This window comes from Amycolatopsis vancoresmycina, from assembly GCF_000716785.1.
Lineage (GTDB): Bacteria > Actinomycetota > Actinomycetes > Mycobacteriales > Pseudonocardiaceae > Amycolatopsis > Amycolatopsis vancoresmycina.
This window is the reverse complement of sequence record NZ_JNYY01000005.1, coordinates 223,504-249,129: the sequence shown is the minus strand read 5'-3', so window position 1 is coordinate 249,129 and position 25,626 is coordinate 223,504. Positions and strand designations below refer to the sequence as shown.

At 69.9% G+C, this 25,626-nt stretch carries 27 protein-coding genes; 15 read left to right on the top strand and 12 right to left on the bottom strand.

Going from position 1 to position 25,626, the window contains the following annotated elements; genetic code table 11:
- The first annotated feature begins 32 nt into the window (after positions 1–32).
- Positions 33–446, top strand: a complete 414-nt coding sequence (locus OO60_RS13160) for a DUF2000 domain-containing protein (protein WP_033261499.1) — start codon at positions 33–35, stop codon at positions 444–446.
- Here the strand turns inward: OO60_RS13160 and OO60_RS13155 are convergent.
- From OO60_RS13155 to OO60_RS13145, 3 genes are read right to left on the bottom strand one after another with little or no spacing between them, the layout of a single operon-like run.
- Positions 432–1,046: a class I SAM-dependent methyltransferase gene (locus OO60_RS13155; RefSeq protein WP_033261421.1), complete on the bottom strand. Its 615-nt coding sequence runs from the start codon at positions 1,044–1,046 to the stop codon at positions 432–434. The two genes, OO60_RS13160 and OO60_RS13155, sit on opposite strands and share 15 nt — an antisense overlap.
- 9 nt (positions 1,047–1,055) lie before the next feature.
- Positions 1,056–1,436 carry a DUF2203 domain-containing protein gene (locus OO60_RS13150; protein ID WP_003064253.1) on the bottom strand — a complete coding sequence of 127 codons (381 nt, stop codon included), beginning with the start codon at positions 1,434–1,436 and terminating at the stop codon, positions 1,056–1,058.
- Positions 1,437–1,461: 25 nt separating this feature from the next.
- The gene (locus OO60_RS13145; protein WP_003064248.1) at positions 1,462–1,983 is read right to left on the bottom strand and encodes a hypothetical protein; all 522 of its coding nucleotides are present in this window, start codon (positions 1,981–1,983) and stop codon (positions 1,462–1,464) included.
- Positions 1,984–2,241: 258 nt separating this feature from the next.
- Here OO60_RS13145 and OO60_RS13140 point away from each other — a divergent pair, with 258 nt between their 5' ends.
- Complete coding sequence (locus OO60_RS13140) at positions 2,242–3,465, top strand: NADP-dependent isocitrate dehydrogenase (protein ID WP_003064245.1); 1,224 nt, start codon at positions 2,242–2,244, stop codon at positions 3,463–3,465.
- A 182-nt stretch (positions 3,466–3,647) separates the two neighbouring features.
- On the top strand, positions 3,648–3,944 hold the full coding sequence (locus OO60_RS13135; protein WP_003064242.1) for an SH3 domain-containing protein: 297 nt from the start codon (positions 3,648–3,650) through the stop codon (positions 3,942–3,944).
- Here the strand turns inward: OO60_RS13135 and OO60_RS13130 are convergent.
- The 3 genes from OO60_RS13130 to OO60_RS13120 all read right to left on the bottom strand — a co-directional run bounded on the left by OO60_RS13130 (position 3,941) and on the right by OO60_RS13120 (position 6,406).
- Positions 3,941–4,489, bottom strand: a complete 549-nt coding sequence (locus tag OO60_RS13130) for a hypothetical protein (RefSeq protein ID WP_003064239.1) — start codon at positions 4,487–4,489, stop codon at positions 3,941–3,943. The two genes, OO60_RS13135 and OO60_RS13130, sit on opposite strands and share 4 nt — an antisense overlap.
- Before the next feature lie 79 nt (positions 4,490–4,568).
- Positions 4,569–5,144: a TetR/AcrR family transcriptional regulator gene (locus OO60_RS13125; RefSeq protein WP_033261420.1), complete on the bottom strand. Its 576-nt coding sequence runs from the start codon at positions 5,142–5,144 to the stop codon at positions 4,569–4,571.
- 503 nt (positions 5,145–5,647) lie between these two features.
- Positions 5,648–6,406: an MBL fold metallo-hydrolase gene (locus tag OO60_RS13120; RefSeq protein WP_003064231.1), complete on the bottom strand. Its 759-nt coding sequence runs from the start codon at positions 6,404–6,406 to the stop codon at positions 5,648–5,650.
- 92 nt (positions 6,407–6,498) lie between these two features.
- Here OO60_RS13120 and OO60_RS13115 point away from each other — a divergent pair, with 92 nt between their 5' ends.
- Positions 6,499–7,317: an exodeoxyribonuclease III gene (locus OO60_RS13115; RefSeq protein ID WP_081655744.1), complete on the top strand. Its 819-nt coding sequence runs from the start codon at positions 6,499–6,501 to the stop codon at positions 7,315–7,317.
- An 8-nt stretch (positions 7,318–7,325) separates the two neighbouring features.
- Here the strand turns inward: OO60_RS13115 and OO60_RS13110 are convergent, their stop codons facing one another.
- Positions 7,326–8,036: a chitinase gene (locus OO60_RS13110; RefSeq protein WP_003064224.1), complete on the bottom strand. Its 711-nt coding sequence runs from the start codon at positions 8,034–8,036 to the stop codon at positions 7,326–7,328.
- Between the two features lie 442 nt (positions 8,037–8,478).
- Here OO60_RS13110 and OO60_RS13105 point away from each other — a divergent pair, with 442 nt between their 5' ends.
- From OO60_RS13105 to OO60_RS13080, 6 genes are all read left to right on the top strand, one after another.
- Positions 8,479–8,853, top strand: coding sequence for a hypothetical protein (locus OO60_RS13105; protein ID WP_003064221.1), 375 nt, complete (start codon positions 8,479–8,481; stop codon positions 8,851–8,853).
- 46 nt (positions 8,854–8,899) lie between these two features.
- Complete coding sequence (gene trpS, locus OO60_RS13100) at positions 8,900–9,934, top strand: tryptophan--tRNA ligase (protein WP_003064217.1); 1,035 nt, start codon at positions 8,900–8,902, stop codon at positions 9,932–9,934.
- Positions 9,931–10,431 (top strand): ATP-binding protein, encoded by a 501-nt coding sequence (locus OO60_RS13095; RefSeq protein ID WP_003064213.1) that lies wholly within the window; start codon positions 9,931–9,933, stop codon positions 10,429–10,431. Before trpS ends, OO60_RS13095 begins: the two co-directional genes overlap by 4 nt.
- Before the next feature lie 61 nt (positions 10,432–10,492).
- Positions 10,493–11,503 (top strand): inner membrane protein YhjD, encoded by a 1,011-nt coding sequence (yhjD, locus tag OO60_RS13090; protein WP_003064211.1) that lies wholly within the window; start codon positions 10,493–10,495, stop codon positions 11,501–11,503.
- A 58-nt stretch (positions 11,504–11,561) separates the two neighbouring features.
- Positions 11,562–12,671, top strand: a complete 1,110-nt coding sequence (locus OO60_RS13085) for an acyl-CoA dehydrogenase family protein (RefSeq protein ID WP_003064207.1) — start codon at positions 11,562–11,564, stop codon at positions 12,669–12,671.
- Positions 12,668–13,105 (top strand): winged helix-turn-helix transcriptional regulator, encoded by a 438-nt coding sequence (locus OO60_RS13080; RefSeq protein ID WP_003064205.1) that lies wholly within the window; start codon positions 12,668–12,670, stop codon positions 13,103–13,105. Before OO60_RS13085 ends, OO60_RS13080 begins: the two co-directional genes overlap by 4 nt.
- On the opposite strand, the gene OO60_RS13075 is transcribed toward OO60_RS13080, so the two are convergent.
- Positions 13,102–14,346 carry a D-alanyl-D-alanine carboxypeptidase family protein gene (locus tag OO60_RS13075; protein ID WP_003064201.1) on the bottom strand — a complete coding sequence of 415 codons (1,245 nt, stop codon included), beginning with the start codon at positions 14,344–14,346 and terminating at the stop codon, positions 13,102–13,104. The genes OO60_RS13080 and OO60_RS13075 overlap by 4 nt on opposite strands.
- A gap of 43 nt (positions 14,347–14,389) precedes the next feature.
- Here OO60_RS13075 and OO60_RS13070 point away from each other — a divergent pair, with 43 nt between their 5' ends.
- Complete coding sequence (locus tag OO60_RS13070; RefSeq protein WP_003064197.1) at positions 14,390–14,629, top strand: SCO4848 family membrane protein; 240 nt, start codon at positions 14,390–14,392, stop codon at positions 14,627–14,629.
- A 63-nt stretch (positions 14,630–14,692) separates the two neighbouring features.
- Positions 14,693–16,087 carry a S8 family peptidase gene (locus tag OO60_RS13065; RefSeq protein WP_033261419.1) on the top strand — a complete coding sequence of 465 codons (1,395 nt, stop codon included), beginning with the start codon at positions 14,693–14,695 and terminating at the stop codon, positions 16,085–16,087.
- Between the two features lie 389 nt (positions 16,088–16,476).
- Here OO60_RS13065 and OO60_RS13060 read toward each other — a convergent pair whose 3' ends face one another.
- Genes OO60_RS13060 through sdhC form a run of 4 tightly spaced genes read right to left on the bottom strand, consistent with a single transcriptional unit; the run spans position 16,477 to position 19,879 of the window.
- Positions 16,477–17,247, bottom strand: coding sequence for a succinate dehydrogenase iron-sulfur subunit (locus tag OO60_RS13060; protein WP_003064190.1), 771 nt, complete (start codon positions 17,245–17,247; stop codon positions 16,477–16,479).
- Positions 17,247–19,001, bottom strand: coding sequence for a succinate dehydrogenase flavoprotein subunit (gene sdhA, locus OO60_RS13055; RefSeq protein WP_003064188.1), 1,755 nt, complete (start codon positions 18,999–19,001; stop codon positions 17,247–17,249). The genes OO60_RS13060 and sdhA overlap by 1 nt, the downstream gene beginning before the upstream one ends.
- Before the next feature lie 19 nt (positions 19,002–19,020).
- Complete coding sequence (locus OO60_RS13050) at positions 19,021–19,434, bottom strand: succinate dehydrogenase hydrophobic membrane anchor subunit (RefSeq protein WP_003064185.1); 414 nt, start codon at positions 19,432–19,434, stop codon at positions 19,021–19,023.
- Between the two features lies 1 nt (position 19,435).
- On the bottom strand, positions 19,436–19,879 hold the full coding sequence (gene sdhC / locus OO60_RS13045; RefSeq protein ID WP_063749389.1) for a succinate dehydrogenase, cytochrome b556 subunit: 444 nt from the start codon (positions 19,877–19,879) through the stop codon (positions 19,436–19,438).
- Positions 19,880–20,273: 394 nt separating this feature from the next.
- On the opposite strand from sdhC, the gene OO60_RS13040 reads away from it, so the two are divergent.
- The 3 genes from OO60_RS13040 (at position 20,274) to OO60_RS13030 (ending at position 25,616) form a co-directional block, all read left to right on the top strand.
- On the top strand, positions 20,274–22,265 hold the full coding sequence (locus tag OO60_RS13040; protein WP_081655742.1) for an NPCBM/NEW2 domain-containing protein: 1,992 nt from the start codon (positions 20,274–20,276) through the stop codon (positions 22,263–22,265).
- Positions 22,266–22,339: 74 nt separating this feature from the next.
- Positions 22,340–24,196, top strand: coding sequence for a glycoside hydrolase family 97 protein (locus tag OO60_RS13035; protein ID WP_033261418.1), 1,857 nt, complete (start codon positions 22,340–22,342; stop codon positions 24,194–24,196).
- 277 nt (positions 24,197–24,473) lie between these two features.
- Entirely contained in the window at positions 24,474–25,616 is a 1,143-nt protein-coding gene (locus OO60_RS13030; protein WP_003064174.1) for a BMP family lipoprotein, read from the top strand.
- Positions 25,617–25,626 lie beyond the last annotated feature (10 nt).

Below are 25,626 nucleotides of genomic sequence, written 5' to 3'. Positions count from 1 at the left end.
GGCGACGTCGTGGCCGCGCGATCGTGACCGGCATGAGTTCCTTCGACACGAAGATCGCCGTCCTGCTCCGCGACGACCTGGCGTCCTGGCAGCGGCTGAACGTCACCGCGTTCCTGGTGAGCGGGATCGCCCACGTGACGCCCGAGCTGATGGGCGAGCCCTACGCCGACGCCGACGGCACCGGGTACCTGCCGATGTTCGGCCAGCCGGTGCTGGTCTTTTCCGGCACCGCCGACGTCCTGACCGCGGCGCACACGCGCGCCCTCGGCCGCGGGCTGCGGTTCTCGATCTTCACCGACGAGCTGTTCCACACCGGCAACGACGCCGACAACCGGGCGGCGGTGCGCGCGGTTCCGGGGGAGAAGCTGGCGTTGGCCGGGCTCGCGGTGCACGGGCCGAAGAACGCCGTCGACAAGATCCTCAAGGGGGCGTCACTGCACCGGTGAGCTCGCGTGCACCACGAAGACGCTCCGGACGCGTTCGCCGTCGTCGAGGGTGAAGGTCCGGGCCGACACGTCGGTGAAGTCCTTCGCCAGCGCCGCCGCCTCGGCTTCGTCGGTCGGGAACGTGAGGTCCTTCGGCACGTACTCGGCGAACGCGCCCGACGGCTTGAACCGCGCTCCGGACACCACCGAGAACGCCAGCCGCCCGCCGGGCTTCAGCACGCGCAGCCAGTCCTCGAACGCGACAGCGCCCAGGAAATGCAGCGAAGACGCGCACAACACGACGTCGGCCGAGTGGTCCTCGGCCGGCATCGGCACCGCCGGCCCGACGCGCCACTCGATTCGCCGCTCGGGATCGAGGTCCGCCTTGGCCTCCGCCCGCGCGACCATCGCCGGCGACAAATCGACAGCCAGGACGCGCGTCGGCTTCAGCCGCAACGCCGCGTACGCCGCGAAGCCGGTCCCCGTGGCGACGTCCAGCACGAGGCCGGGGCCGGGCGGCAGGGGTTCGACCAGCGCGGAGGCCACCGAGGCGTGGAACGTGTCGTCGTCGTAGTGCTCCGCCGTGGTGTCGAAGAACGCGGCCCGGGATTCGTCGCTCACCAACCCAACCTAACCGGGCCGGCCAGTGGTTTTCAGCGGACGGCGACCCGCGAAACCGAGGTCGGTGCGGTGGTACCAGCCCAGCTCCTGGTCGCCTTCGAGCCAGCACAGGAGCACGTCGGTGCCGTCGAGCTCGGCCGGGAAGTCGACCAGCAGCGGCGCGAACCCCTTGAGCTCGGCGCCGGTGCGCTGGACCGTCGTCATCAGGTCGTCGAGGCGGGCCTGGGCGGCCTTCCACTCGGGCAGCCCGCCCAGCTCGGTGGCCCGGCCGCCCGGGCGCAGCGACGCCGCGAGCTCGGCCGCGTCGGCGCGGACGCGGACCAGTTCGTCGAGGACCGGCCGCAGGCGCGTCAGCTCGGCGCGGGCCTCCGAGACGGTGAACAGTCCCATCCGCCGATGATGCCACCGGCGTTCGTCACGCCTCGCGCCGCCGCCGGACCAGCGCCGCGGCCAGTCCGCTGCCGACCAGGAGGAAGCCCACGCCGAGCAGGCCGCCGATGAACAGGAAGTCCATGACGCCGTACGCGATGTCGCTCTTCGGCATCAGGTTGACCAGCTTGAACCCCCACTCCGGCACGGCCATCGCGGCGACGCCGGGCAGCACGCCGTAGATCAGCCCGCCGAGGATCGGCCCGGCCGCCGACAGCGCGCCGAGCGCGGCGACGACCAGCAGCAGGATCGCCCCGCCGGCCAGCAGCGCGATGCCCAGCGGGTCGCGGTTGGTGCTCAGGGTGGCCTGGATCAGCTGCTGCTGGCGCAGCCCGCCCCAGCTCAGGAGGCCGAGGGCGACCGGCGTGAGCACGAGCCCGCCGAGCGCGCTGACCACGTGCGCGGCGCCGCGGCGCGGCCGTTCGCCGAGCGTCTCGGTGTTGTCGTCGGAGTCCTGGTAGTCGTTCTCGTAGTCGTCTTCGTAGCCGGCGTACCGATGGGTCGACACAGCCTCACCTCCCGCATGATGGGTTCACGGGTGGCATCGTGCCCCGGTTCACCGCCGAACACCTACGGTCGCTCGGCGAGCGGTCGGATCGGCTGACCGGCGGGTTCGTCGCCCGGTGATCCCGGCCACAAAGCGCGGGTGGAGACTTGATGCCGACCACTACTTGAACCATCCAGGTGCGTCAAGCAGTACGCTTGTACCGCTACCGGCGAGACGTATCGAAGAACGCGAAGATCCGCGGAAGGAGCACCGCTGCTCATGGCCAAGATCAAGGTCCAGGGCACCGTCGTCGAACTCGACGGCGATGAGATGACCCGCATCATCTGGCAGTTCATCAAGGACAAGCTGATCCACCCGTACCTGGACGTGAACCTGGACTACTACGACCTGGGTATCGAGGAGCGGGACCGCACCGACGACCAGGTCACGGTCGACTCCGCGAACGCGATCAAGAAGCACGGCGTCGGCGTCAAGTGCGCCACGATCACCCCCGACGAGGCGCGCGTCGAGGAGTTCGGCCTCAAGAAGATGTGGCTGTCCCCGAACGGGACGATCCGCAACATCCTCGGCGGCGTGATCTTCCGCGAGCCGATCGTCATCCAGAACATCCCGCGGCTGGTGCCGACCTGGACGAAGCCGATCATCATCGGCCGTCACGCCCACGGCGACCAGTACAAGGCGACCAACTTCAAGGTCCCCGGCCCGGGCAAGCTGACCGTCAGCTACACCCCGGACGACGGCTCCGAGCCGATGGAGTTCCAGGTCGCGCAGTTCCCCGAGGGCGGCGGCGTCGCGATGGGGATGTACAACTTCAAGAAGTCCATCGAGGACTTCGCGCGCGCCTCGCTGCAGTACGGCCTGGACCGCGGCCTGCCGGTGTACCTCTCCACCAAGAACACCATCCTCAAGGCCTACGACGGCCAGTTCAAGGACGTGTTCGAGGAGATCTTCCAGAACGAGTTCAAGGCCGACTTCGACGCCAAGGGCATCTCCTACGAGCACCGCCTGATCGACGACATGGTCGCCGCGGCGATGAAGTGGGAGGGCGGCTACGTCTGGGCGTGCAAGAACTACGACGGTGACGTCCAGTCCGACACGGTCGCGCAGGGCTTCGGCTCGCTGGGCCTGATGACGTCGGTGCTGCGCACGCCGGACGGCCGGACCGTCGAGGCCGAGGCCGCGCACGGCACGGTCACCCGGCACTACCGCCAGCACCAGCAGGGCAAGCCGACCTCGACCAACCCGATCGCGTCGATCTACGCCTGGACGCGCGGCCTCGAGCACCGCGGCAAGCTGGACGGCAACCAGGAGCTGATCGGCTTCGCGAACAAGCTGGAGCAGGTCGTCGTCGAGACCGTCGAGAGCGGCCAGATGACGAAGGACCTCGCGCTGCTGATCAGCAAGGACCAGCCGTGGCAGACGACCGAGGAGTTCCTCGCGACGCTGGACGACAACCTGGCGAAGAAGATCGCCCAGGGCTGAGTTCCCTTCGGTGAACGCCCCCTTCCCGGTTCGCCGGGGAGGGGGCGTTCGCTTGATCACGCCGTGTCACCTCCGGCGGGCGCCGCTGGCGCCTCCGGGTGGTTGCTGCGTCCGGCGCTGTCCGTCCGGGTAAAGGATTGCCTACCCTTGGCGGGGGATGGGGCCGGCGGTTGGAGGAAGGCATGTCGAAGAAGACTCTGCTCATCTTGGGCGCGCTCGTCCTGGTCGTCATCGTGTACGCCATGAACACCGGCAAGCAGGCTTCGGGCGCCTCGGCCACCGGCTGCAAGGTGACGGTGACGGCGGACGTCCTGAACGCCCGCGAATCGGCGGACGGCAACGCCAAGATCGTCGGCAAGTACCTGCGTGACGCCCAGTTCGACGCGATGCCGGGCGTCCAGAACGGCTTCCGCAAGGTGGCCGACGACAAGTGGGTGGCCGCGGCCTTCACCCAGCCCGTCGCCGGCTCCGCTTGCTAGACGCCCAGTAGATCGGCCGCGAGGGTGACGACGCCGAAGGCCGCGGCCGACAGGCCCAGCGTCCGGGCGCGTTTCGGGTCGCGTTTCGCGGCGGCGCGCCAGTAGAGGCCGATGCCGACGGCCAGCATCAGCAGTTCGACGACGGCCGAGACGGCGGGCAGCCGCCAGAGCCCGAAGCCGAACGTCGGCAGGTCGCCGGCGTTGCCGGGCAGGATCGGCAGGTCGGCGCGGTGCACGACGAGGTCGAGCAGCCAGTGCGAGAACACCACGCCGCCGAGGACCAGGCCGGCCTCGCGGCCGAGCCACCTGCTCGCGACGACGCCGAAGAGCGCGGCGAGCACGAGCGCACCGACGAGGGAGTGCGTGTAGTCGGCGTGGATGACGCCACCGCCGTAGCCCTCGCCGTCGACCGTCTCGATGCCGCTGAGGTAGAGCGGCACGAAGACGACGTCGAGCCAGGCCGTGGCGAGCATGAGCGTCCAGACGGGAATGGCCGGGCGGCCCGCCTTGACGGCGGCGGCCAGCCCGAAGTGCCCGGCGATCATCGGCGGGCCTCCGTCCAGGGGAAGCGGGCGTCGAGCACGCCGAGCCCGACGGTGAAGAGGAGTACGGCGAGAAGGAAGCTCATTTCTGCTCCGAGTAGTTCGTGAGGCCCTGTACGAGCATGGTTTTGAGGACTTCGAAGCTTTCGTCGACGTCTTCGGGGCGCCCGAAGCCACCGGACGCTTCGAGCCCGGCGAAGCCGTGCACAGCGGCGCGGAGGCAGCGGGTCGCGTGCACGGCCTGGGCGTGGTCGAAGCCGAAGGGCCTCAGCACGGCGAAGACGACCTCGGCGACGGCGTGGGTGGCTCGGCTGAGTTCGTCGTCGGCGCGGTCCGGAGCGGCGGTGAGGGCCCCGGTGCGGTGCGGGTGGTTCTGCAGGTAGTCGCGGTAGGCGTCGGCGAGGGCGCCGACGGCGGCCCCGCGTTCCCGCCCGGTGGCGGCGGTCCGGAGGGCGTCGGCCATTTCCCGGACGACCCGCAGATCGATCAGCCGCCGCAGGTCGGCGAGGTTCTTGACGTGCTTGTAGAGCGAGGGCGCGGCAACACCGGCGTGTTCGGCGACCTTGGCGAGGGTGAGCTCACCGGGCCCGCCTTCGTCGAGGATCTTGACGGCGAGCTCGACCACGGCGTCGGTGGTCAGGCCGGCTCTAGGGGACATGGTGGCTACTCTTCATAGCTTTAAAGCTAATGTTCGTAGCTTTCGGGGTCAAGGGCCGGTTTTTGTCGGTGGTGGGTGCTAGAACTGATCAGGTCGAGAAACCGCAGGTGGCGGCGTGGGTCGCCGGGGAGGAGGAGACGCCCGGGGGTGGGCGACAACTGAATGCGGCAGGGCTGGATGCGGTGGGTCCGCGGGGTCTCCAGGGGGAGTCTCGCGGGCTTGGGGCCGGGTCCGGGGCCGGTTGGGTCGAGGCTGGGGATCGCGCTTGGACGGGGGTCGGAGCGCGGGGCGGAGATCCGGCGGTGGCTGCGGGGTTGGCTGGGTGGTGTTCGGGCTGGGGAGCCTGAGCCGCCGGGCTGGGGGACCCTGGCGGCTTGGTCCTGGGCGCTTGGGTGCCTGGGGACTGCCGGGGCCGGGATGCCTGGCCGACCGGATTGGTGAGGCGGGGAGCTGCCGGAGCGAGGTCGCCTGAGCGGCCGGGCTGGGGGAGCCCGCGGCCGAGCTCAGAGCTCCAGGACGAGATCCTCTTCCGCGACCAGCACCTCGCCGCCGAACTCGGCGCGGGCCTCGTCGGCCGCGGCCGTTCGGTCCGTGCCCGGCCAGAAGTGGGTGAGGAGGAGTCTCCGTGCTCCGGCCTCAGCCGCCCAGTGGCCTGCCTCGGCGGCCGTCATCAGGTAGCGGGGCTCGCCCCGCGGAGGTGGCGTTCGGAGGGTTGCGTCGCAGATGAACAGGTCCGCGTCGCGGCCCAGCTCGGCCAGCCGCGGGGACGGTCCCGTGTCGCCCGTGTAGGCGACCGTCAGCCCGGGCGCGGTCAGGCGCACGCCGAAGTTCGGCTGGTGGTGCGGCAACGCGTACGGCGTCATGCGGAACGGCCCGATCTCGGCCGGCTCGGCGAGGTCGCGCACGTCGAACAGGGTCGCCGGGTGCGGGCGCGGCTCCATCGCCTCGAGCCGCCGGGTGGTGCCGGGTGTGCAGTGCAGCGGCAGCCTCGACGAGGGGGTGGCGACCTGGACCGTGTAGTGCCAGGCGCGTCCGAGTGCGCTGACGTCGGCGCAGTGGTCGGGGTGCTCGTGCGTCACGACCACCGCGTCCGGCAGCCGGTCCCGGCAGTGCGTGAACAACCGCGAGGCCGCCCCGTAACCGAGGTCGAGCACGACGCGGAAGCCCTTGTGCGCCAACAGGAAACCGGCGCACGCCCGGCCGGGCTCCGGCCAGGCGCCGCAACTGCCGAGCACGGTCAGCCGGCTCACCTCGTCACCCATGCGCCGAAGTCTGGCAGAAACCGCGCCTGCCTCGGACTGCGCAACCGCGGCACCAGCCCCGATGGCCGGGCGCCACCACCCCGGCCGGTAGCGTGGACTGCGTGCTGACCGTGTCCACCGTGAACGTCAACGGGCTCCGCGCCGCCGCCAAAAAGGGCTTTGTCGAGTGGCTCGCCGCCACCGAAGCCGATGTTGTTGCCTGCCAAGAGGTGCGCGCCGAAGCCAGTCAGCTTCCCGCCTCCGTCGTCGAACCCGATGGGTGGTTCGCCGTGCACGCCCCCTCCTCTCTCAAGGGGCGCAACGGTGTTGCCGTCTACAGCCGCGTCGAGCCCGAGGAAGTCCGGGTCGGCTTCGGGAAACCCGAGTTCGAAGACTCCGGACGGTACCTCGAAGTCCACCTGCCGAACGTCGTCGTCGCCAGTCTCTACCTGCCCAGCGGGGACGTCGGTACCGATCGGCAGGACGAAAAAGAACGCTTCATGGCCGCCTTCCTGCCCTACCTCGGCGAACTGCGGGCGAAAGCCGCCGCGGGCGGGCGGGAGGCGCTTGTCGTCGGGGACTGGAACATCGCCTACGACACCGTCGACCTGAAGAACTGGCGCGGCAACCGGAAGAACTCCGGCTTCCTCCCCGAGGAACGCGCCTGGCTCGGCCGCGTCTACGCCGAGGCCGGCTTCACCGACGTCCAGCGCCGCCTCGACCCCGACGGCCCCGGGCCCTACACCTGGTGGTCCTACCGCGGCCAAGCCTTCGACAACGACTCCGGCTGGCGCATCGACTGCCAGCTCGCGACGCCCGGCCTCGCCGAGAAGGTCGTCGACGTCGTGGTCGAACGGGCCGCGGCCTACGACCAGCGGTGGTCCGACCACGCTCCCGTCACCGCCACCTACGACATCGACTTCCCCCGGTAGGGCCGCGCTCAGCAGGACAGGCTGCCGCCCGTCGGGACCCCGAGGATCCCCGCGAAGCGCGTGTACAGGTCGATCCGGCTCTGGACCTGGGCCGGGTTGCCGCCGTTGCACTCCAGGGAACCGTTGATGCTGCGGATCGTCTCGCCGAACCCGCGGCCGTTCACCATCGCGTCGTGCGGCGTCATCGTGCCCGGGCCGCTCTGGGTGTTCCAGTACCAGAGCCCGGTCTTCCACGCGACCGCCGTGTCCTGCTCGACCAGGTACGGGTTGCCCAGCAGGTCGATGCCGAGCGCGTCGCCCGCCGCCTTGTAGTTGAAGTTCCAGCTCAGCTGGATCGGGCCGCGGCCGTAGTAGGCGGCCGTGCCCGCCGGGCAGCCGTAGGGCTGGCTCGTGTCGCAGTAGTGCGGGTAGTTCGCCGTGTTCTGCTCGACGACGTACACCAGGCCGCCGGTTTCGTGGCTGACGTTGGCCAGGAACGCGGCGGCTTCCTGCTTCTGCACCGTGTCGTCGCCGGTGGTGGCGAAGCCCGGGTACGCCGAGAGGGCCGCGGTGAGGCCGCCGTAGGTGTAGAAGGCGTTGCGGCCCGGGAACATCTGCTCGAACTGGGCTTCGCCGACCACGAAGGACGCGGCCGACGCGGTCGGCGCGACCAGCGCGATAGCTGCGGCGAGCGCGCTCATCGCCACGCCGGCGCGCTTCAGGAAACGGGGGATCGACATCGGGAACTCCTCTGGTGCACGCCGGCCGTGCGCGGTCCGGCCGGGCCGAAGGGTTACTCCAAGAGGTATAGACCAATCACTATCCGGTGAAAAGTTTTCCGAACAGGAGGACGCGATCGGAGTAGCCCGGGTTGCGGCGAATGTCGCAGCGTGAGCGATCGCTGCGAAAGACGGGTGACACCCAATCGGACACTCTCCGGTCACGCTCTACTGCGGGTAGTAGCAGCGCCACCCGGTCAGGTGATCGGAGTGAACCGTGGGGGCGCCCGGAGCGTATTACCGGATGAGCGCTACCCTCGCTTCCGAGTTGATCAGTACCGGCAGGTCTTGACACGCTCGGTAGTTTTCTGACCAGTAGCATGCAGCGTCTCACTCGGATGGGTGAGCGTTTCGCTCGTCACTCGCGGGAGGCACTCCGGTGCGCAACCCAGGTCGAACCCTGTTGCGGTCCACGCTGCGCGGTTTCCGCGCGGCCGCGGTCGTCGCGCTCGTCCCGGCCGGCCTGCTCCTGGCCGGCGGCGGCAGCGCGTTCGCCGCGGTCACGACGATCGCGCAGGCCGACACCAACGCCGAGACCTTCGGGGTGCTCGGCCCGGTCGGGCTGGTCGCCGTCGCGCTCGGCATCGTCGGCATGACGCTCGGTGTGCTGCGGCAGCGCCGCAAGACCCGGGCCGCCGCGGTGCTGCCCGAAGCCGGGCCGATCGCGCCCGTCCTGCCGGACCTCCCGGGCCCGGTCACCGCGATGGCCGAAGCCGTCCTCGCCGACCCCGACGTCACGCCGACGCGCCCGTTCCTGGCGCAGCGTCCGCACGCCTGAGGGCCCTCGCCGCCCGCCGGCCGGCCCGGCCTGGAAGAATCCCGGCGTGGCCGAAGAGCAGACCGTCGCAGCAGAGCGCCGTCCGCGGGTCCTGTCCGGGATCCAGCCGACCGCCGACTCGTTCCACCTCGGCAACTACCTCGGCGCCCTGCGCCAGTGGGTGAAGCTGCAGGACACGCACGAGACGTTCTACAGCGTGGTCGACCTGCACGCGATCACCGTCGAGCAGGACCCGAAGGTGCTGCGCCAGCGCACCCGCGTGTCCGCGGCGCAGCTGCTCGCCATCGGCATCGACCCGCAGCGCAGCGCCCTGTTCGTGCAGAGCCACGTCCCGGAGCACGCCCAGCTGAGCTGGGTCCTCGAATGCCAGACCGGCTTCGGCGAGGCCGGCCGGATGACGCAGTTCAAGGACAAGTCCGCGAAGCAGGGGTCCGACCGCTCCAGCGTCGGCCTGTTCACCTACCCGGTCCTGCAGGCCGCGGACATCCTGCTCTACCAGGCCGACGCCGTCCCGGTCGGCGAGGACCAGCGCCAGCACCTCGAGCTGACGCGCGACCTCGCGCAGCGCTTCAACAACCGGCTGGGCAAGACGTTCGTGGTGCCCGAGCCGTACATCATCAAGGACACGGCGAAGATCTACGACCTGCAGGAACCGACGGCCAAGATGAGCAAGTCGGCGTCGAACGTCAACGGCATCATCGAGCTGCTCGAGGACCCGAAGCGCTCGGCGAAGAAGATCCGCTCGGCGGTCACCGACACCGGCCGCGAGGTCAAGTTCGACACCGAGAACAAGGCCGGCGTGTCGAACCTGCTGACCATCTACTCGGCGCTGACCGACCGCACGATCGCGGACCTCGAAGCGGCGTACGAGGGCAAGGGCTACGGCGACCTGAAGAAGGACCTCGGCGAGGTGTTCGTCGAGTGGGTGACGCCGATCCAGGAACGCGCCAAGTCCTATTTGGACGATACGGCGGAGCTGGACAAGGTCCTCGCCGCGGGTGCCGAACGCGCGCGCGAAGTGGCGTCGAAGACGCTGGCCCGGACCTACCAGCGGATCGGGTTCCTGCCGCCGGTGCGGTGAAGCTGATCCTGGTCAACGGCCCGCCGGGCAGCGGCAAGTCGACGCTCGCCCGGCGCTACGCCGACGACCATCCCCCTGCGCTGGCGTTGGACGTGGACCGGATCCGCGCGATGCTCGGTGGCTGGCGCACTTCTCCGGGCGAAGCCGGCCTGCTGGCCCCGGAAATCGCCCTGGCGGCTGCCCGGACGCACCTCGGCGCGGGCCACGACGTGGTGGTGCCGCAACTGGTGGCCCGGCCAGGGTTCCCGGAACGCCTCGAAGCGCTGGCGGCCGAGTGCGGGGCGACGTTCCACGAGGTGGTGTTGCTGCCGGGACGCGAGGTGGTCCGTCGCCGCTTCGCGGCCCGCGGTCCGTCGGAGATCGAGTCGGCCTCGCCGTTGACCGAGCGGGAGTGGGACGGGGCTTGCGAGGCGGTCGCCGCGTTCAGTGCGAGCCGCGGGACGCCGGTGCTGACCGCGGTGGACGCCTACCCCGCGCTGCTCGCCTCCATCACGTGAACCTTCCCCCGCGCCGGCCGCTCGCGTTGCGGGGGGCACACCCCGTGGTTAGCGTTTCACGGTGGCGAAAGAAGAGAAGGAAAAGCTGCTTCCGCGGTTGAAGCGGAAGTACCCGTGGCTCGACCACCTGATCCGGGCCAACGACGCCTTCACCGAGCGGTACGGCAACCACTACGCCGCCGCCATCACCTACTTCAGCGTGCTGTCGGTCATCCCGATCCTGATGGTCGCCTTCGCCGTCGTCGGGCTGGCCGTCGGCAACGACCCGGGGATCATCCGGCAGATCTCCGACAGCATCAAGCAGTCGGTGCCGACCGGCCTGCAGCCCCTGGTGACCGGCATCGTCGACGCCGCGCTCAAGTCCGGCAGCGGGGTCGGGATCTTCGGTCTGCTCATCGCCCTCTACTCCGGCATCGGCTGGATGGCCAACCTCCGCGACGCGCTCACCGCGCAGTGGGGGCAGGAGAAGCAGTCGCAGCCGTTCGTCAAGCAGACGGCCAAGGACCTCGTCGCGCTGGTCGGGCTCGGGATCGCACTCGTCGTGTCGTTCGCGCTGACCGCGGTCGGCGGCGGGGTCGGGCGCTTCCTGCTCAAGCTGGTCGACCTCGACCAGGCCGCCTGGGCGAACTTCCTGCTCCGGGTGGCGACGATCGTGCTCGGCCTGCTCGCCAACACCCTCGTCTTCCTCTGGGTGATCGCCCGCCTGCCCCGGGAGCGCGTGGCGCTGCGCAGTGCCGTGAAGGGCGCCGTGTTCGCCTCCGTCGGGTTCGTCATCCTGCAGCAGGCGGCCACCTTCTACCTCGCCAGCGTGACGAACTCGCCCGCGTTCGCCCTCTTCGGGCCGGTCATCGGCCTGCTGGTGTTCGCCAACCTCGTGTCGCGCTTCCTCCTGCTCGTCACGGCGTGGACCGCGACGGCGAAGGAGAACCAGCGCACGGTCGTCGCGCCTCCGCCGCCGGTACGGCTCGAGCAGAGCGTCACCGTGCAGCGTGGACCCGGCTTCGGCGCCGTCGCCGGTGCCTTCAGCGCGGGTGCGCTGCTGGCGTGGCTGGGTGGCCGCCGCCGGTCTTGACAGCCGCGGCCGCGGTAAAGAAACTGAACCGGTAAGAAATCTGAACCGGAGGGGTTTCGTGCTGCTGGACGCCGCCCGCGAGTGTGCCGACCTCGCCAGGACCCTCGCCCCGGTCACCGAGCGGGACCGCGCGTTGCCCGCGGAGCTCGTCACGAAGCTCACCGACGCGCAGCTGTTCCGCACCGGCGTCCCCGGCTACCTCGGCGGCCCCGAAGCGCCGCCCGCCGTCAGCCTCGAGACCGCCGAGACGATCGCGCGCGGGGACGCCTCGGCCGGCTGGTGCGTCTCGATCGCCGTGACGAGCAGCCTGCTGTCCGCGTACGCCCCGCGGAAGTGCGCCGACGAGGTGTTCGGCGACCCGCGCACGGTCGCCGCCGGCGTCTGGGCGCCGCGCGGCACCGGCCGCCGGGTCGACGGCGGGTACGTCGTGACCGGCCGCTGGGCCTTCTGCAGCGGCATCCCGCACGCGGACTGGCTCTTCGCCGGGTTCGTGCACGAAGGCGCCCTGTACGTCGCCGCGCTGCCGAAGGCCGAGATCGAGGTGCTCGACACCTGGCACACCAACGGCCTGCGCGGCACCGGCAGCCACGACTGCGTCGCCGACGAGCTGTTCGTCCCCGAACACCGCGTCTTCTCGGTAATGGGCGGGCCGCCGCCGGAAGCCGTTGCCCTGCACCGGTTTCCGCTCTTCGGCTTCTTCGCGCTGTCGGTTGCGGCGGCCGCGCTGGGCAACGCCCGCGGCGCGCTCGACGACCTCGTCGAACTCGCCTCGACGCGCAAGCCGCTCGGCTCCAGCCGGTCGCTCGCCGAACGAAGCCAGACCCAGGCCGCCGTCGCGGCGGCCGAAGCCGCCCTGCGCGCGGCGCGGCTGCTCTTCTACACGAGCATCGACGACGCCTGGCAGGCCGCGCAGGGCACCGATCCGGTGCCGGACGCGCTCAAGCTCGGCCTCCGGCTGGCCGCCACGCACGTCACGCGCACGGCCGCGAAGGTCGCCGAAAGCATGTACGACCTGGGCGGCGGCGCGGCGATCTACGAGACTTCGCCGCTGCAGCGCCGGTTCCGCGACGCGCACACCGCGACCGCCCACTTCCAGGTGAACCCGGCCAGCTACGAGCTGTCCGGCAAGCTGCTGCTGGGCGTGCCCGCGCGCACGGAGCAGCTGTGACCGACCTGGCGCACCGGTTCACCGCGGATTCGGTCGGCCGCGCGCTCGACCTGGTCGGCGAGCGGTGGAGCCTGCTCATCCTGCGGGAGTCGTTCTTCGGCGTCCGCCGCTACGGCGAGTTCGCGCGCAACCTGTCGATCCCGCGCCCGACGTTGTCCGCCCGGCTCAAGACCCTCGTCGACGCCGGTGTGCTCGAACGCGTCGATCCCGTGCCCGAATACGTGCTGACCCCGGCCGGGCGCGACCTCTTCGGCGCCGTCGTCACGCTCATGCAGTGGGGCGACCGGCACCTCGCCGGGCCCGAGGGGCCGCCGATCCGGCTGCGGCACCACGACTGCGGCGAGCTCGCCGACGTCGTCGTGGCCTGCCGGCACTGCGGTGGCGAGATCACCACCGGCCGGGTGACGCCGGAACCGGGACCCGGCTTCCGCTAGCGCGTGGCGCGCTTGCGCTGGTGCCCGACCACGAACCCGCCGACGATGACCAGGAACACCACCAGCGTGATGATCCAGCCGGTGACGCCGAACGGGTCTTCCTTCGCGGACGAGGCCGTCGCGGACGTCCCGCCGTTGCCCGTGCCACCGTCCGCCAGCACGGACGGGTCGCCGTTCTCCGACGTCGCCGCCGGGGCCTGGTAGGTGATCTGGCCGACCGGTACCGCGCGGTCCTCCTCCAGCGCGAAGCCGTAGTCGAGCAGCTTCGCCGCCTGGTCGACCACCTTGGTCGGCTTCTGCTCGGCGCGCAGCATGACGACCGCGAGCCGCTTCCCCTGCCGCTGCGCCGCGCCGACGTAGGTGTGGCGGGCGTCGTCGGTGAAGCCGGTCTTGCCGCCGAGGAAGCCGGGGTACACGCCGAGGAGCTTGTTGTCGTTGAAGATCGGGACGGCGGGCTTGCCGCCGGCCGCCGGGATCTCGAAGTTCTTCGTCGCGACGACGCTCGCGAACTCCGGCTGCTTCATCGCGTAGTGGAAGATCAGGCTGAGGTCGTAGGCCGAGGTCGACATGCCCGGCCCGTCCAGGCCCGACGGCGTCGCGGCCCGCGTGTCGAGCGCGCCGATCTTCGCGGCCAGCGCGTTCATCTTCGCCACCGTGGCGTCCACCCCGCCGAGCGCCGTGGCGAACGCGTGGGCGACGTCGTTGCCCGAGTGCATCAGCAGGCCGTGCAGCAGCTGGTCGACGGTGTACTGGCCGCCGGCGACGAGGCCGACGCAGGTGCACTCCTGCTCGGCGTCCTCCTTCGTCGCGACGATCGTCTGCTGCGGCTGCAGCTGGGTGACGACCAGCAGCGCGAGCAGCGTCTTGATCAGCGACGCGGGCCGCTGCCGGGCGTGCGGGTCCTTGGCCGCGACGATCGCGCCGCTGTCGAGGTCCTGCACCACCCAGGACGCCGCGGTGTTGCCGTCCGGCGGGTTGAGGGCGCCGTCCGGGGTGATCAGGCCGCATTCGGCCATCCGCGGGCCGCCGACCGGGACGGCGGGCACGGCCAGCGGCGGCGGTGCCTGCTTGCCCGGCGCCGGCTTCTCCGACGTGTCGACCGGCGGCGGCGGGGCCTGGTGGTTCGCGCACTGGCCCGCCGGCGGCGCCGCGGCCGCGAGGGCCGGGGTGCTCATGGCCAGGAGGGCGGCGGCGAGCGTCGTCGTGAAGACCTGGAGCGACCGGGAGACAACGGAGTGCACCCACGCAATCTAGCGCCGCGGCCCGGGTCGCATACTCAGGGGCATGCGCATTTCGCGAGGCACCTCGCTGTTCCTGCTGGCCTTCGGCGTGTGGTCGTGGATCATCTGGATCACGTTCGCCAAGAACCTGTGGGACAGCGACCGGTCCTGGACCCCCGACGGCTCCCCGACGGCGTACTTCGTGGTGCACGCGGTGCTGACCGTGGTGTCGTTCCTGCTCGGCACGGCCATCGGCGTGCTGGGCTGGCGAGGGGTGCGGGCAACAGCGCGGGTTTCCTCCTGACTTTGGTCGGTGGCGCGGCCTGGAGGCCCGGTTTAGGTTGGCGCCACTGACCCTGGAGGTGGAATGTCCCGTATACGCCGAATGGCGGCCCCACTGGCACTGGCCGTGGGCGGCGGCCTGTTCGTGGCGGCACCGGCGGCCGAAGCAGCACCGGCCGCCGCCTGCGACACGACGAGCACGCCGTACACGTACGTCGTGACGTACCAGCCGGGCACCCGCGCATCGGCCGTCGACAAGGAACTGGCGGCCAAGTGCGGCACGAAGATCGCGTACTACGACGGGATCGGCGTCGCGATCGCCAGCTCGCGCAACGCGGACTTCCAGCAGAAGATCGGCGTCTACCGGGCGTACTCGGGCGGCAAGGACGTGGCTTCTGCTGGTGCCGCCGCTCGTTCCCTGGGCGCGGTGAAGACGCTGGAGGACACGCGTTCGACGGCGGCCGCGGGTGACCTGTCGGCCCAGCAGTGGGACATGAAGGCGATCCACGCACCGGAGGCGAACAAGGTCTACCAGGGCAGCCGCGCGGTGACGGTCGGCGTCCTGGACTCGGGAATCGAGGCAACGCACCCGGCCCTTCGCGCGGCGGTCTCGCCTGCGGAGTCGGCAGGCTGCGTGACGGGCGCACCGGACCGGTCCCCGGCGGCCTGGGCCCCGACGACATCGGACCACGGAACACACGTGGCGGGCACCATCGCGGGCAAGGACCCGGCGGCGGGCTTCACGGGCATCGCCCCGGGCGTGCGCCTGGCATCGGTGAAGGTGGTGAACGACGAGGGCTACATCTTCCCGGAGGCAGCGGTCTGCGGCTTCGTCTGGGCGGCCGAGCACGGCTTCGAGGTGACGAACAACAGCTACTACATCGACCCGGGAATGTTCTATTGCCCGAAGCAGCCGGGCGACGCGGCAGCGTTCGAAGCGGTCCGCCGCGCGGTGGAGTACTCAACGCACCACGGAGTCCTGAACGTGGCAGCGGCGGGCAACTCGGGCTTCGACACAACAGCGCAGACAACGGACCCCAACCGCCCGCACCCGCTGGACCCATCGTGCGGCATCCTCCCGAAGGCAGTAGACGGAGTGGTGAACGTGTCATCGGTGGGCTACGCCGGCACGAAGTCGTCATTCAGCAACTACGGCGAGATCGACGTAACGGCCCCGGGAGGCGACTTCGGCCAGACGCCCCCGCAGGGCGAAGGCCCCGCATGCCCGCTGTCATCGGTGGTGGGCGGGTCGTATGGCTCGAAGTGCGGGACATCGATGGCATCTCCGCATGTGGCCGGAGTGGCGGCGCTGTTGGCATCGAAGTTCCGCGGAGCACCCCCGTGGTTGCTGACACGCCTACTGGAGGGCGAAGCGGACGCGGTGAAGTGCGCGACGACGGAGACGGAGTGCACGGGCCCGGCGAAGAACAATTCGTACTACGGCCACGGATTGGTCAACGCACTGGACGCGGTCCGCTGACGCACCCCCAATAGAGGAGCTGGGTGGTCATCCCGTCGCCTGAGGCCGTCAAATCACTTTGAGCCGGGCCCGCAACACAGAGCGCGACCCGCGGGTGACAGCGCACGATTGCGGGCCCGGCTCAAAGTGATAGGCCTCAATCAGGCGACGGGATGACCACCCAGCGGCCCACATCGATAACGGGAGATGGCAGCGGTAAGAGTGGTCATCCCAGAGCCTGCCCGTCCGGCGAGGACATGCTTTTGTCTTTTGCCACGGCAGAATCCCCTGCCGCAGTGGGGAGGTCTGGTGAGTGCTCCACTCTCGCTCCCGACCGCCGGCCACAAAGGCCGCAGGACAAAAGAAAGGGCCCTCCGGCAGCATCCACCGGAGGGCCCTGACCTAAAACCTCAAACGCGCTTGAACAACAGCGCGCGCTTGACTTCCTGGATCGCCTTGGTCACCTGGATCCCACGCGGGCAAGCGTCCGTGCAGTTGAACGTCGTCCGGCAGCGCCAAACACCCTCGCCATCGTTCAGGATGTCCAGGCGCTCCTCGGCCCCCTCATCCCGGGAGTCGAAGATGAACCGGTGCGCGTTCACGATCGCCGCGGGCCCGAAATAAGACCCGTCGTTCCAATACACCGGGCACGAAGACGTGCAGCACGCGCACAGGATGCACTTCGTCGTGTCGTCGAACCGATCCCGGTCCGCCTGGGACTGGATCCGCTCGCGCGTCGGCTCGTTCCCGTACGTGATCAGGTACGGCTTGATCGCCCGGTACGCCTCGAAGAACGGGTCCATGTCGACGTAGAGGTCCTTCAACGTCGTCAGGCCCTTGATCGGGGCGATCGTGATCGTCGTCTGCTTGCCGTCCTTCGACAGCAGGTCCTTCATCAGGACCTTGCAGGCGAGCCGGTTGATTCCGTTGATCTGCATCGCGTCGGACCCGCACACGCCGTGGGCGCACGAGCGGCGGAACGAGAACGTTCCGTCGATGTAGTCCTTCACGTAGAACAGCAGGTTCAGCAGCCGGTCGGTGCGCTGGGCCGGGACGTCGTAGGACTCCCAGTGCGGCTCCGAATCCACCTCCGGGTTGAACCGGAGGATCTTCAGCGTGACCGTGATCGGCGCGTGCTCGTCGGACGCGGACGACGAAGGAGCTTCAGCAACGCTAGTCATCAGTACTTCCGCTCCATCGGTTCGTAGCGGGTGAAGGTCACGGGCTTGTAGTCCAGCCGGATGTCCGACGACAGCCCGGTGCCCTGCTTGTAGGCCATGGTGTGGCGCATGAAGTTCGTGTCGTCGCGGGTCGGGTAGTCCTCGCGGGCGTGGCCGCCGCGGGACTCCTTGCGGGCCAGTGCGCCGACCACCAGTACCTCGGCCAGCTCCAGCAGGAAGCCCAGTTCGACGGCTTCCAGCAGGTCGGTGTTGTACCGCTTGCCCTTGTCCGACACGGTGATCCGCTGGTAGCGCTCCTTCAGCGCCTGGACGTCGGTCAGCGCCTGCTTCAGCGTGTCCTCGGTCCGGTACACCGATGCGTGCGAGTCCATCGTCTGCTGCATTTCCTTGCGGATGTCGGCGACGCGCTCGTCGCCGTGCTCCGACAGCAGGCCCGACAGCTGCTCCTCCACCAGCTTGGTCGGGTTTTCCGGGAGTTCGACGTGCTCGTGGGCCAGCGCGTACTCCGCCGCGGCGATGCCGGCGCGGCGGCCGAACACGTTGATGTCCAGCAGCGAGTTCGTGCCCAGGCGGTTCGAACCGTGCACGGACACGCACGCGACTTCGCCCGCCGCGTAGAGGCCCGGGATGACGTTCTCGTTGTCCCGCAACGCTTCGCCGTGCACGTTGGTCGGGATTCCGCCCATCACGTAGTGGCACGTCGGGAACACCGGCACCGGCTCCTTCACCGGGTCGACGCCCAGGTAAGTCCGGGAGAACTCGGTGATGTCCGGCAGCTTCGTCTCGAGGACCTCGACCGGCAGGTGCGTGACGTCGAGGACGACGTAGTCCTTGTTCGGGCCGCACCCGCGGCCCTGCAGCACTTCCTGCACCATCGAACGCGCCACGATGTCGCGGGGCGCGAGGTCCTTGATGGTGGGGGCGTAGCGCTCCATGAACCGCTCGCCGGAGGCGTTGCGCAGGATCCCGCCCTCGCCGCGGACGGCTTCCGAGATCAGGATGCCGAGCCCGGCCAGACCGGTCGGGTGGAACTGGAAGAACTCCATGTCCTCCAGTGGGAGGCCCTTGCGGAAGATGATGCCGAGGCCGTCGCCGGTGAGGGTGTGCGCGTTCGACGTCGTCTTGAAGATCTTGCCCGCGCCGCCGGTGGCGAACACGATCGACTTCGCCTGGAACACGTGCAGCTCGCCGGTGGCCAGCTCGTAGGCGACGACACCCGAGGCGACCGGGTTCCCGTTGTCGTCCTCCGACAGGATCAGGTCGAGCACGTAGAACTCGTTGAAGAACTCCGTGCCGTACTTGACGCAGTTCTGGTACAGCGTCTGCAGGATCATGTGACCGGTGCGGTCCGCGGCGTAGCAGGCGCGGCGGACGGCGGCCTTGCCGTGGTCACGCGTGTGCCCGCCGAAGCGGCGCTGGTCGATCTTGCCCTCGGGCGTGCGGTTGAACGGCAGGCCCATCTTCTCCAGGTCGAGCACCGCGTCGATGGCCTCCTTGGCCATGATCTCCGCGGCGTCCTGGTCGACGAGGTAGTCGCCGCCCTTGACCGTGTCGAAGGTGTGCCACTCCCAGTTGTCCTCTTCGACGTTCGCCAGCGCGGCGCACATGCCGCCCTGGGCCGCGCCGGTGTGGGACCGGGTCGGGTAGAGCTTGGTGAGGACCGCGGTGCGGGCGCGCTGGCCGGACTCGATGGCCGCGCGCATGCCGGCGCCGCCGGCGCCGACGATCACCACGTCGTACTTGTGGAACTGCATTGAAAAGTCTCCGTGGCTGTCAGTTCGCGGGCATGTTCGGGTCGAACGTGAAGATCACCATCGTGCCGACGGCCAGGATCAGCACCATCGAGACGTAGAGCAGGATCTTCAGCCAGAACCGCGTGCTGTCCTTGCGGGCGTAGTCGTCGATGATCGTGCGCAGCCCGTTGCCGCCGTGGATCTCGGCCAGCCAGAGCATGGCGAGGTCCCAGAACTGCCAGAACGGCGAGGCCCAGCGGCCGGCGACGAAGCCCCAGTTGATCCGGTGCACACCGCCGTCGAGGATGTTCATGATCAGCAGGTGGCCGAGCACCAGGATGACCAGCGCCAGGCCGGAGATCCGCATGAACAGCCAGCTGTAGAGCTCGAAGTTGCTGCGGCGGGCGGCGGGGCGCTTCGGGGTGCGCGGGTTGGCGAGCGCGAGGTCGGCCATGTCAGTTACCCCCGAAGAGCGTTTCGACGGTGCGCTTCAGCATGAAGAACGCACCGGGGACCATCACGACGACCCAGACGACGCCGATGACCCACAGCATCGCCTTCTGCAGCTTCGGGCCCTTCGACCAGAAGTCGACCAGCATGACGCGGATGCCGTTGAGCGCGTGGAACAGCACCGCGCCGACCAGGCCGACCTCCAGGAGGTTGACGATCGGCGTCTTGTACGTCTCGATGACCTGGTCGTAGGTGTTCGGCGACACGCGCACCAGCGCGGTGTCGAGCACGTGCACGAACAGGAAGAAGAAGGTGAGCACGCCGGTGATGCGGTGCAGGACCCAGGACCACATGCCGGGGTCACCCCGGTAGAAAGTGCCCTGCCGGCGTGAGGCACCCGCCCGATCGCTCGCCCCTGCCTCGGGGGCATGGCTCGCCGTGGTGGACATCGGTGAACGGCCTCCAACGTCTGACTGTGCGCCCGGTGGCCGTGAGGTCCGCTGTCGCCGCGGGAACGGCGGCTGTGCCGAGATCAACGTCATCGAGCCTGGATGAATCGGATGCTAGACCCGCACCCGGAAGGCGGCTCACCTCCGGGTTCCCCTCTGTGATGGACCAGACACCGGTACTCCCGCGCCGCCACCCGGCGGTGTGGTGCAGCGCACTCGGCGGTGCGGTCACGCCCGCCGTCCCGTTCACCGGTCATCGGACCTCTGTGGGATCTGATATCTCATGCGCTAGGCCGAACGGCTGGTGGTTCCCGTGTGTCATTGACCAACTGAGACGTAATCTTTAGCGTCGCTCGGGCAAACATCGGATCTCTCACGATGGGGTGACGTTCTGGTGCGACGACTCGGCTTGGTGATCGCCGTCGCGGCCCTGCTGCCCGTGGTGTCGGTCACGCCCGCGCAGGCGCTGCCCGACGGGCTGGCGCTGACGCCGCCGATGGGCTTCAACAACTGGAACACCACGGGCTGCGCCGTGGACGAGCAGATCATCCGCGACACCGCCGACATCTTCGTCGACAAAGGACTCAAGGCCGCCGGCTACCAGTACGTCAACGTCGACGACTGCTGGGCGGAGCCGCAGCGGGACGCCGACGGGCGGATGCAGGCGAACAAGGCCCGGTTCCCGGGCGGCATCAAGGCGCTGGCCGACTACGTCCACGCGAAGGGCCTGAAGTTCGGCATCTACACCAGCGCGGGCACGCTGACCTGCGCCAAGACCCAGCCGGGCGCGCTCGACCACGAGGACGTCGACGCGCAGACGTTCGCGGACTGGGGCGTCGACTACCTCAAGTACGACAACTGCAACAACCAGGGCCGTCCCGCGCTCGAGCGCTACACGAAGATGCGCGACGCGCTGCAGAAGACAGGTCGCCCGATCGTGTACTCGCTGTGCGAGTGGGGCGAGAACAAGCCGTGGACGTGGGGTGCCGACGTCGGCCACCTGTGGCGGACCACCGGCGACATCAAGGACAACTGGGCCAAGATGCTGCAGATCCTCAAGGCGAACGCGCCGCTGGCGCCGTACGCGGGGCCGGGGCACTGGAACGATCCCGACATGCTCGAGGTCGGCAACGGCGGGATGACGACCGAGGAGTACCGCTCGCACTTCTCGCTGTGGGCGATGATGGCCGCGCCGCTGCTCATCGGCGCCGACCTGCGCAAGGTGTCGCCGTCGAACTTCGACGTCCTGCGCAACGCCGAGGTCATCGCGCTCGACCAGGACCGCCGCGGTGTCCAGGCGCGGGTGGTGTCCAACCAGGACGGACACTGGGTGTTCGCCAAGCCGCTGTCGAACGGCGACGTGGCGGTCGCGCTGTTCAACGAGACGACGTCGAGCGCCACGATCGGCACCACCGCGGCCGCCACCGGGCTGCCGCAGGCCGTGGGCTACGCCGCCCGCGACCTCTGGGCGCACCAGGACCTCCAGACGGCGGGCCGGCTCTCCGCGGTCGTCCCGCCGCACGCGACGGTCGTCTACCGCGTCCGCGCGGGCGGCTCGTGGTGGCGGGACGCGCCGCTGGTGAGCACCGGCCTCGAGGTCGCCTCGCCGGTGCCCGGCGTCCCGGGCGAGATCACGCCCGCCGGGAAGCCGTTCGAGGTCACGGTGTCCGCGACCGACGAGGCCCGCGTCCCGGTGTTCGACCCGCGCGTCACCCTGACCGCGCCCGCGGGCTGGCGGGTGGAGCAGGTGGCGCGGCCGCGGAAGGTCGTGCTCGGGACCGGCGAGACCGCCGCCGGACGCTGGCGGGTGACCCCGCCGGCCGGGACCGAGGGCACGACGGCGGTGCTGCACGGCGGCGTCACCTACCGCGCACTCGGGTTCGGGCCGGTCACCTGGTCCGGTGAACAGCAGCTGACCGTGCCGGCGGCCCCGCCGACGGCGTCCGCGTGGGCCAGCGACCTGCGCTGGGCGGCGGAGAAGAACGGCTACGGCCCGGTCGAGCGGGACATGTCCAACGGCGGCATCCCGGCCGGCGACGGGAAGCCGCTGACCATCAACGGCGTCGTCTACCCGAAGGGCCTCGGGGCGCACGCGCCGAGCGAAGTCGTCTTCTACCTGGGCGGCCGCTGCACGGCGTTCACCGCGGACGTCGGCGTCGACGACGAGCGCGAGGCGACGAACAAGCAGGGGTCGGCGACGTTCGAGGTCTACGCGGACGGCGTTCGTGCGACGGCCACCGGCGTGCGCACGTGGCAGGACCCGGCCCTGCCGCTGGCGGCGGACCTGTCCGGCGCGCAGTACCTCCGGCTGGTCATCACCGACGGCGGCGACGGCAACTCCTACGACCGCAGCGACTGGGCCGCGGCCCACCTCACCTGCGCCTGACCGCCTCGTGAGTGGAAAGGAGGGTTCTAACCCTCCTTTCCACTCACGACCCCACGTACGGGAAGGGAGCCTGCATGAGGAAGCGAGTGGGAACGGCGGCCGCGCTGGCCGTCGGGGTGGCGCTGGTCGGGTTGCCCGCCGTCGGGCAGCCCGCGCCGGTGACGTCCTGGACGCTCACCGCGCCCGGGACGTCCCTGGCGCCCACGCCCGAGGCGCACATCGCGCTTGAGCAGGGAAAACTCACGTTGTCGGTCACGCGCGGCGCGACGACGGTGCTGGAGCCGTCCGCGCTCGGCGTCGAGACGGAGAACGGGGACCTGACCCGCGGGCTCAAGGTCACCGGGTTCAGCCAGCGCCCGGTCCACGACGAGTACCCGACCATCACCGGCAAACGCTTGCGGCACACCTACGACGCCGCCGAAACCACACTGAACGTCAAGGGCCCCGGCGGTACCTTCGACGTCGTCTTCCGGGTCTCCCGCGACGGCGTCGCCTACCGGTACGTCTTCGACACCCCGAAGTGGGTGACGGTCATCCGGGAGGCGTCGGAGTACGCCGTCCCGCCGGCCGCCGACTCCTTCCTGCTGCCGTTCGACAACGGCCGCAGCGACTACGAGAGCATCCACGTCCACAAGCCGGTCGCGCAGCAGGACCCGGTCGAGTACGGCTACCCGGCGCTGTTCCACGTCGGTGACACCTGGCTGTCGGTCCTCGAATCCGACCTGAACGGCAGCTACGCGGGCTCCCGGCTGACACTCACCCCGCAGCACCGCTTCCAGCTCACCCTCGGCGACCCGGCGGAAGTCGCGAAAGGACCGCTGTCGACGCCGTGGCGCGCGATGATCGTCGGCGACCTGGCCACCGTCACGCAGTCCGACCTCAGCACCGACCTCGCGAGCCCGTCGAAGATCGCCGACACGTCGTGGATCAAGCCCGGCGCGGGCGCGTGGTCGTGGTGGTCGGAAGGCACCGGCGACCTCGCGCTGCAGGAGAAGTACGTCGACCTCGCGGCGAAGGAGGGGTGGGCGTACAACCTCGTCGACGCGAGCTGGAACGCCGCCTGGGTGCCCGACCTGGTCGCCTACGCGAAGGCGAGGAACATCGGCATCTGGCTCTGGGCCGACGCGAAGATCACCGACACCGACAGCGAGCGCGAGAAGAACTTCAAGCAGTACGCCGACTGGGGCGTGGCTGGGCTCAAGATCGACTTCGTGGAGTCCGAGCGGCAGGACCGCACCCGCTGGTACGACGCCGTGCTCGCGGCGGCCGCGAAGTACCACCTGATGGTGAACTTCCACGGCGCGCCGATCCCGCGCGGCATCCAGCGGACCTGGCCGAACGTGATGAGCGTCGAAGCGGTGCGGGGCGCCGAAGGCACGAAGCCGAAGCCTGGGCGCGAGCCGTTCCCGATCGACCACTACCTGACGCTGCCGTTCACGCGGAACCTGTCCGGCTCGATGGACTTCACGCCGGTCACGTTCACCGGCGTCCGGCCGACCAGCGACGGCGGCGAGCTCGCGCTGAGCGTGCTGTTCGAATCCGGCGTCCAGCACTTCGCGGACAGCGTCGCGAGCTACGACGCCCACCCGGCCGCCGAGCGGCTGCTCAAGGGCATCCCGACGGCGTGGGACGACACGCAGCTGCTGGCCGGCGACCCCGGGAAGCTCGCGGTGCTCGCCCGCCGCAGTGGTGCGCAGTGGTACGTCGGGGCGCTGGCGGCGGGGCCGGCGACGCGGCTCGACGCGCCGCTGGGGTTCCTCCCACCGGGTGATTGGCTGGCCGAGGTCTACGGCGACGGCGCCGACGGGAAGCTCCAGGTCACGACACAGCGCGTGACATCCGGGAACACCCTCACCGTCCCGGTGGCCGCGAACGGCGGATTCACCGCCCGCCTCTGTCTCGTCCCCACGGGCGCGTCGGCCTGCCCCTGAGTACCCCGAATGGCCGCTGAAGGCCACCGTCAGGGCCTTGAACGCCCTGGTGGTGGCCTTCGGTCACACCGCGGCTGGGCCGTTCGGATGATCACGGGCGGTATCCGGTTCGTCGCGGGCGCGGCTCGTGAGTAAACGTTTGTGTTACGTAGCGTGCCTTTCCTATGGCGCATTCCTGTCCGCCGGGTACGGTCTGGCGGTCGACCCGGCAGTAGGGCCGGGCCGTGCCCTTGACCATCCGCTGGATCAGCGGGGAGGGAGACACACGTTGCGTCGCATGCGTGGAACCGCGCTGGCCGCCGCGGCCATGGCCGGGGTACTCGCCCTGGCCGGGTGCGCCAAGGACTCGAGCGGTGGTAGCAGCAACAACAGCGCCGCGCCTTCGTCGGGCGGTTCCGACTGCGTCACCGCGCAGAAGCCGCCGGCCGCGCCCGCCGCCGCGAGCAGCTCGACCGCCGCCGGGGCGAAGGTCGACGGCAGCAAGCTGAAGATCGGCCTGGCCTTCGACGTCGGCGGCCGGGGTGACGCGTCGTTCAACGACGCCGCCGCCGCGGGTACCGACAAGGCGAAGAGCGAGCTCGGCGTCACGACGGTCAACGAGAGCACCGCCAGCGCCAGCGAAGCCGAGTCGGCCAAGCAGCAGCGCCTCGACCAGATGGCCTCCTCGGGCCTGAACCCGATCGTCGCGGTCGGGTTCGCCTACGCCGACTCGGTCAAGGCCGTCGCCGCCAAGTACCCGAACACCAAGTTCGCGATCGTCGACGACGACTCGATCACGCTGCCGAACGTGACGCCGCTGGTGTTCGCCGAGGAGCAGGGCTCGTTCCTGGCCGGCGTCGCCGCCGCGTACAAGAGCAAGAGCTGCCACATCGGCTTCGTCGGCGGTGTCAACACCCCGCTGATCCAGAAGTTCGAGGCCGGCTTCCTGCAGGGCGCGAAGACGGTTTCGTCCAAGATCAAGATCGAGGACGAGTACCTGACCCCGGCCGGCGACTTCTCCGGGTTCCAGGACCCGCCGAAGGGCAACGCGAAGGCCGCGGCCGAGATCGCCAAGGGCGCGGACGTCATCTACCACGCCGCGGGCGCCTCGGGTAAGGGCGTGTTCGACGCGGCGAAGGCGGGCAACGCGCTGGCCATCGGCGTCGACTCCGACCAGTACAACCAGAAGACCGTCGCGGCCGACAAGGACGTCATCATCACGTCCATGCTCAAGCGCGTCGACGTCGCGGTGTTCGACTACATCCAGGCCGTCGCCAAGGGTGACCTGACCGGCCTGCCGAAGCGGTTCGACCTCAAGGTCGACGGCGTCGGCTACGCCACCTCCGGCGGCAAGGTCGACGACATCAAGGACGTCCTCGACGGGTACAAGGCCCAGATCATCTCGGGCGCGATCACCGTTTCGGACAAGCCGCAGAAGTAGCTCACAACGT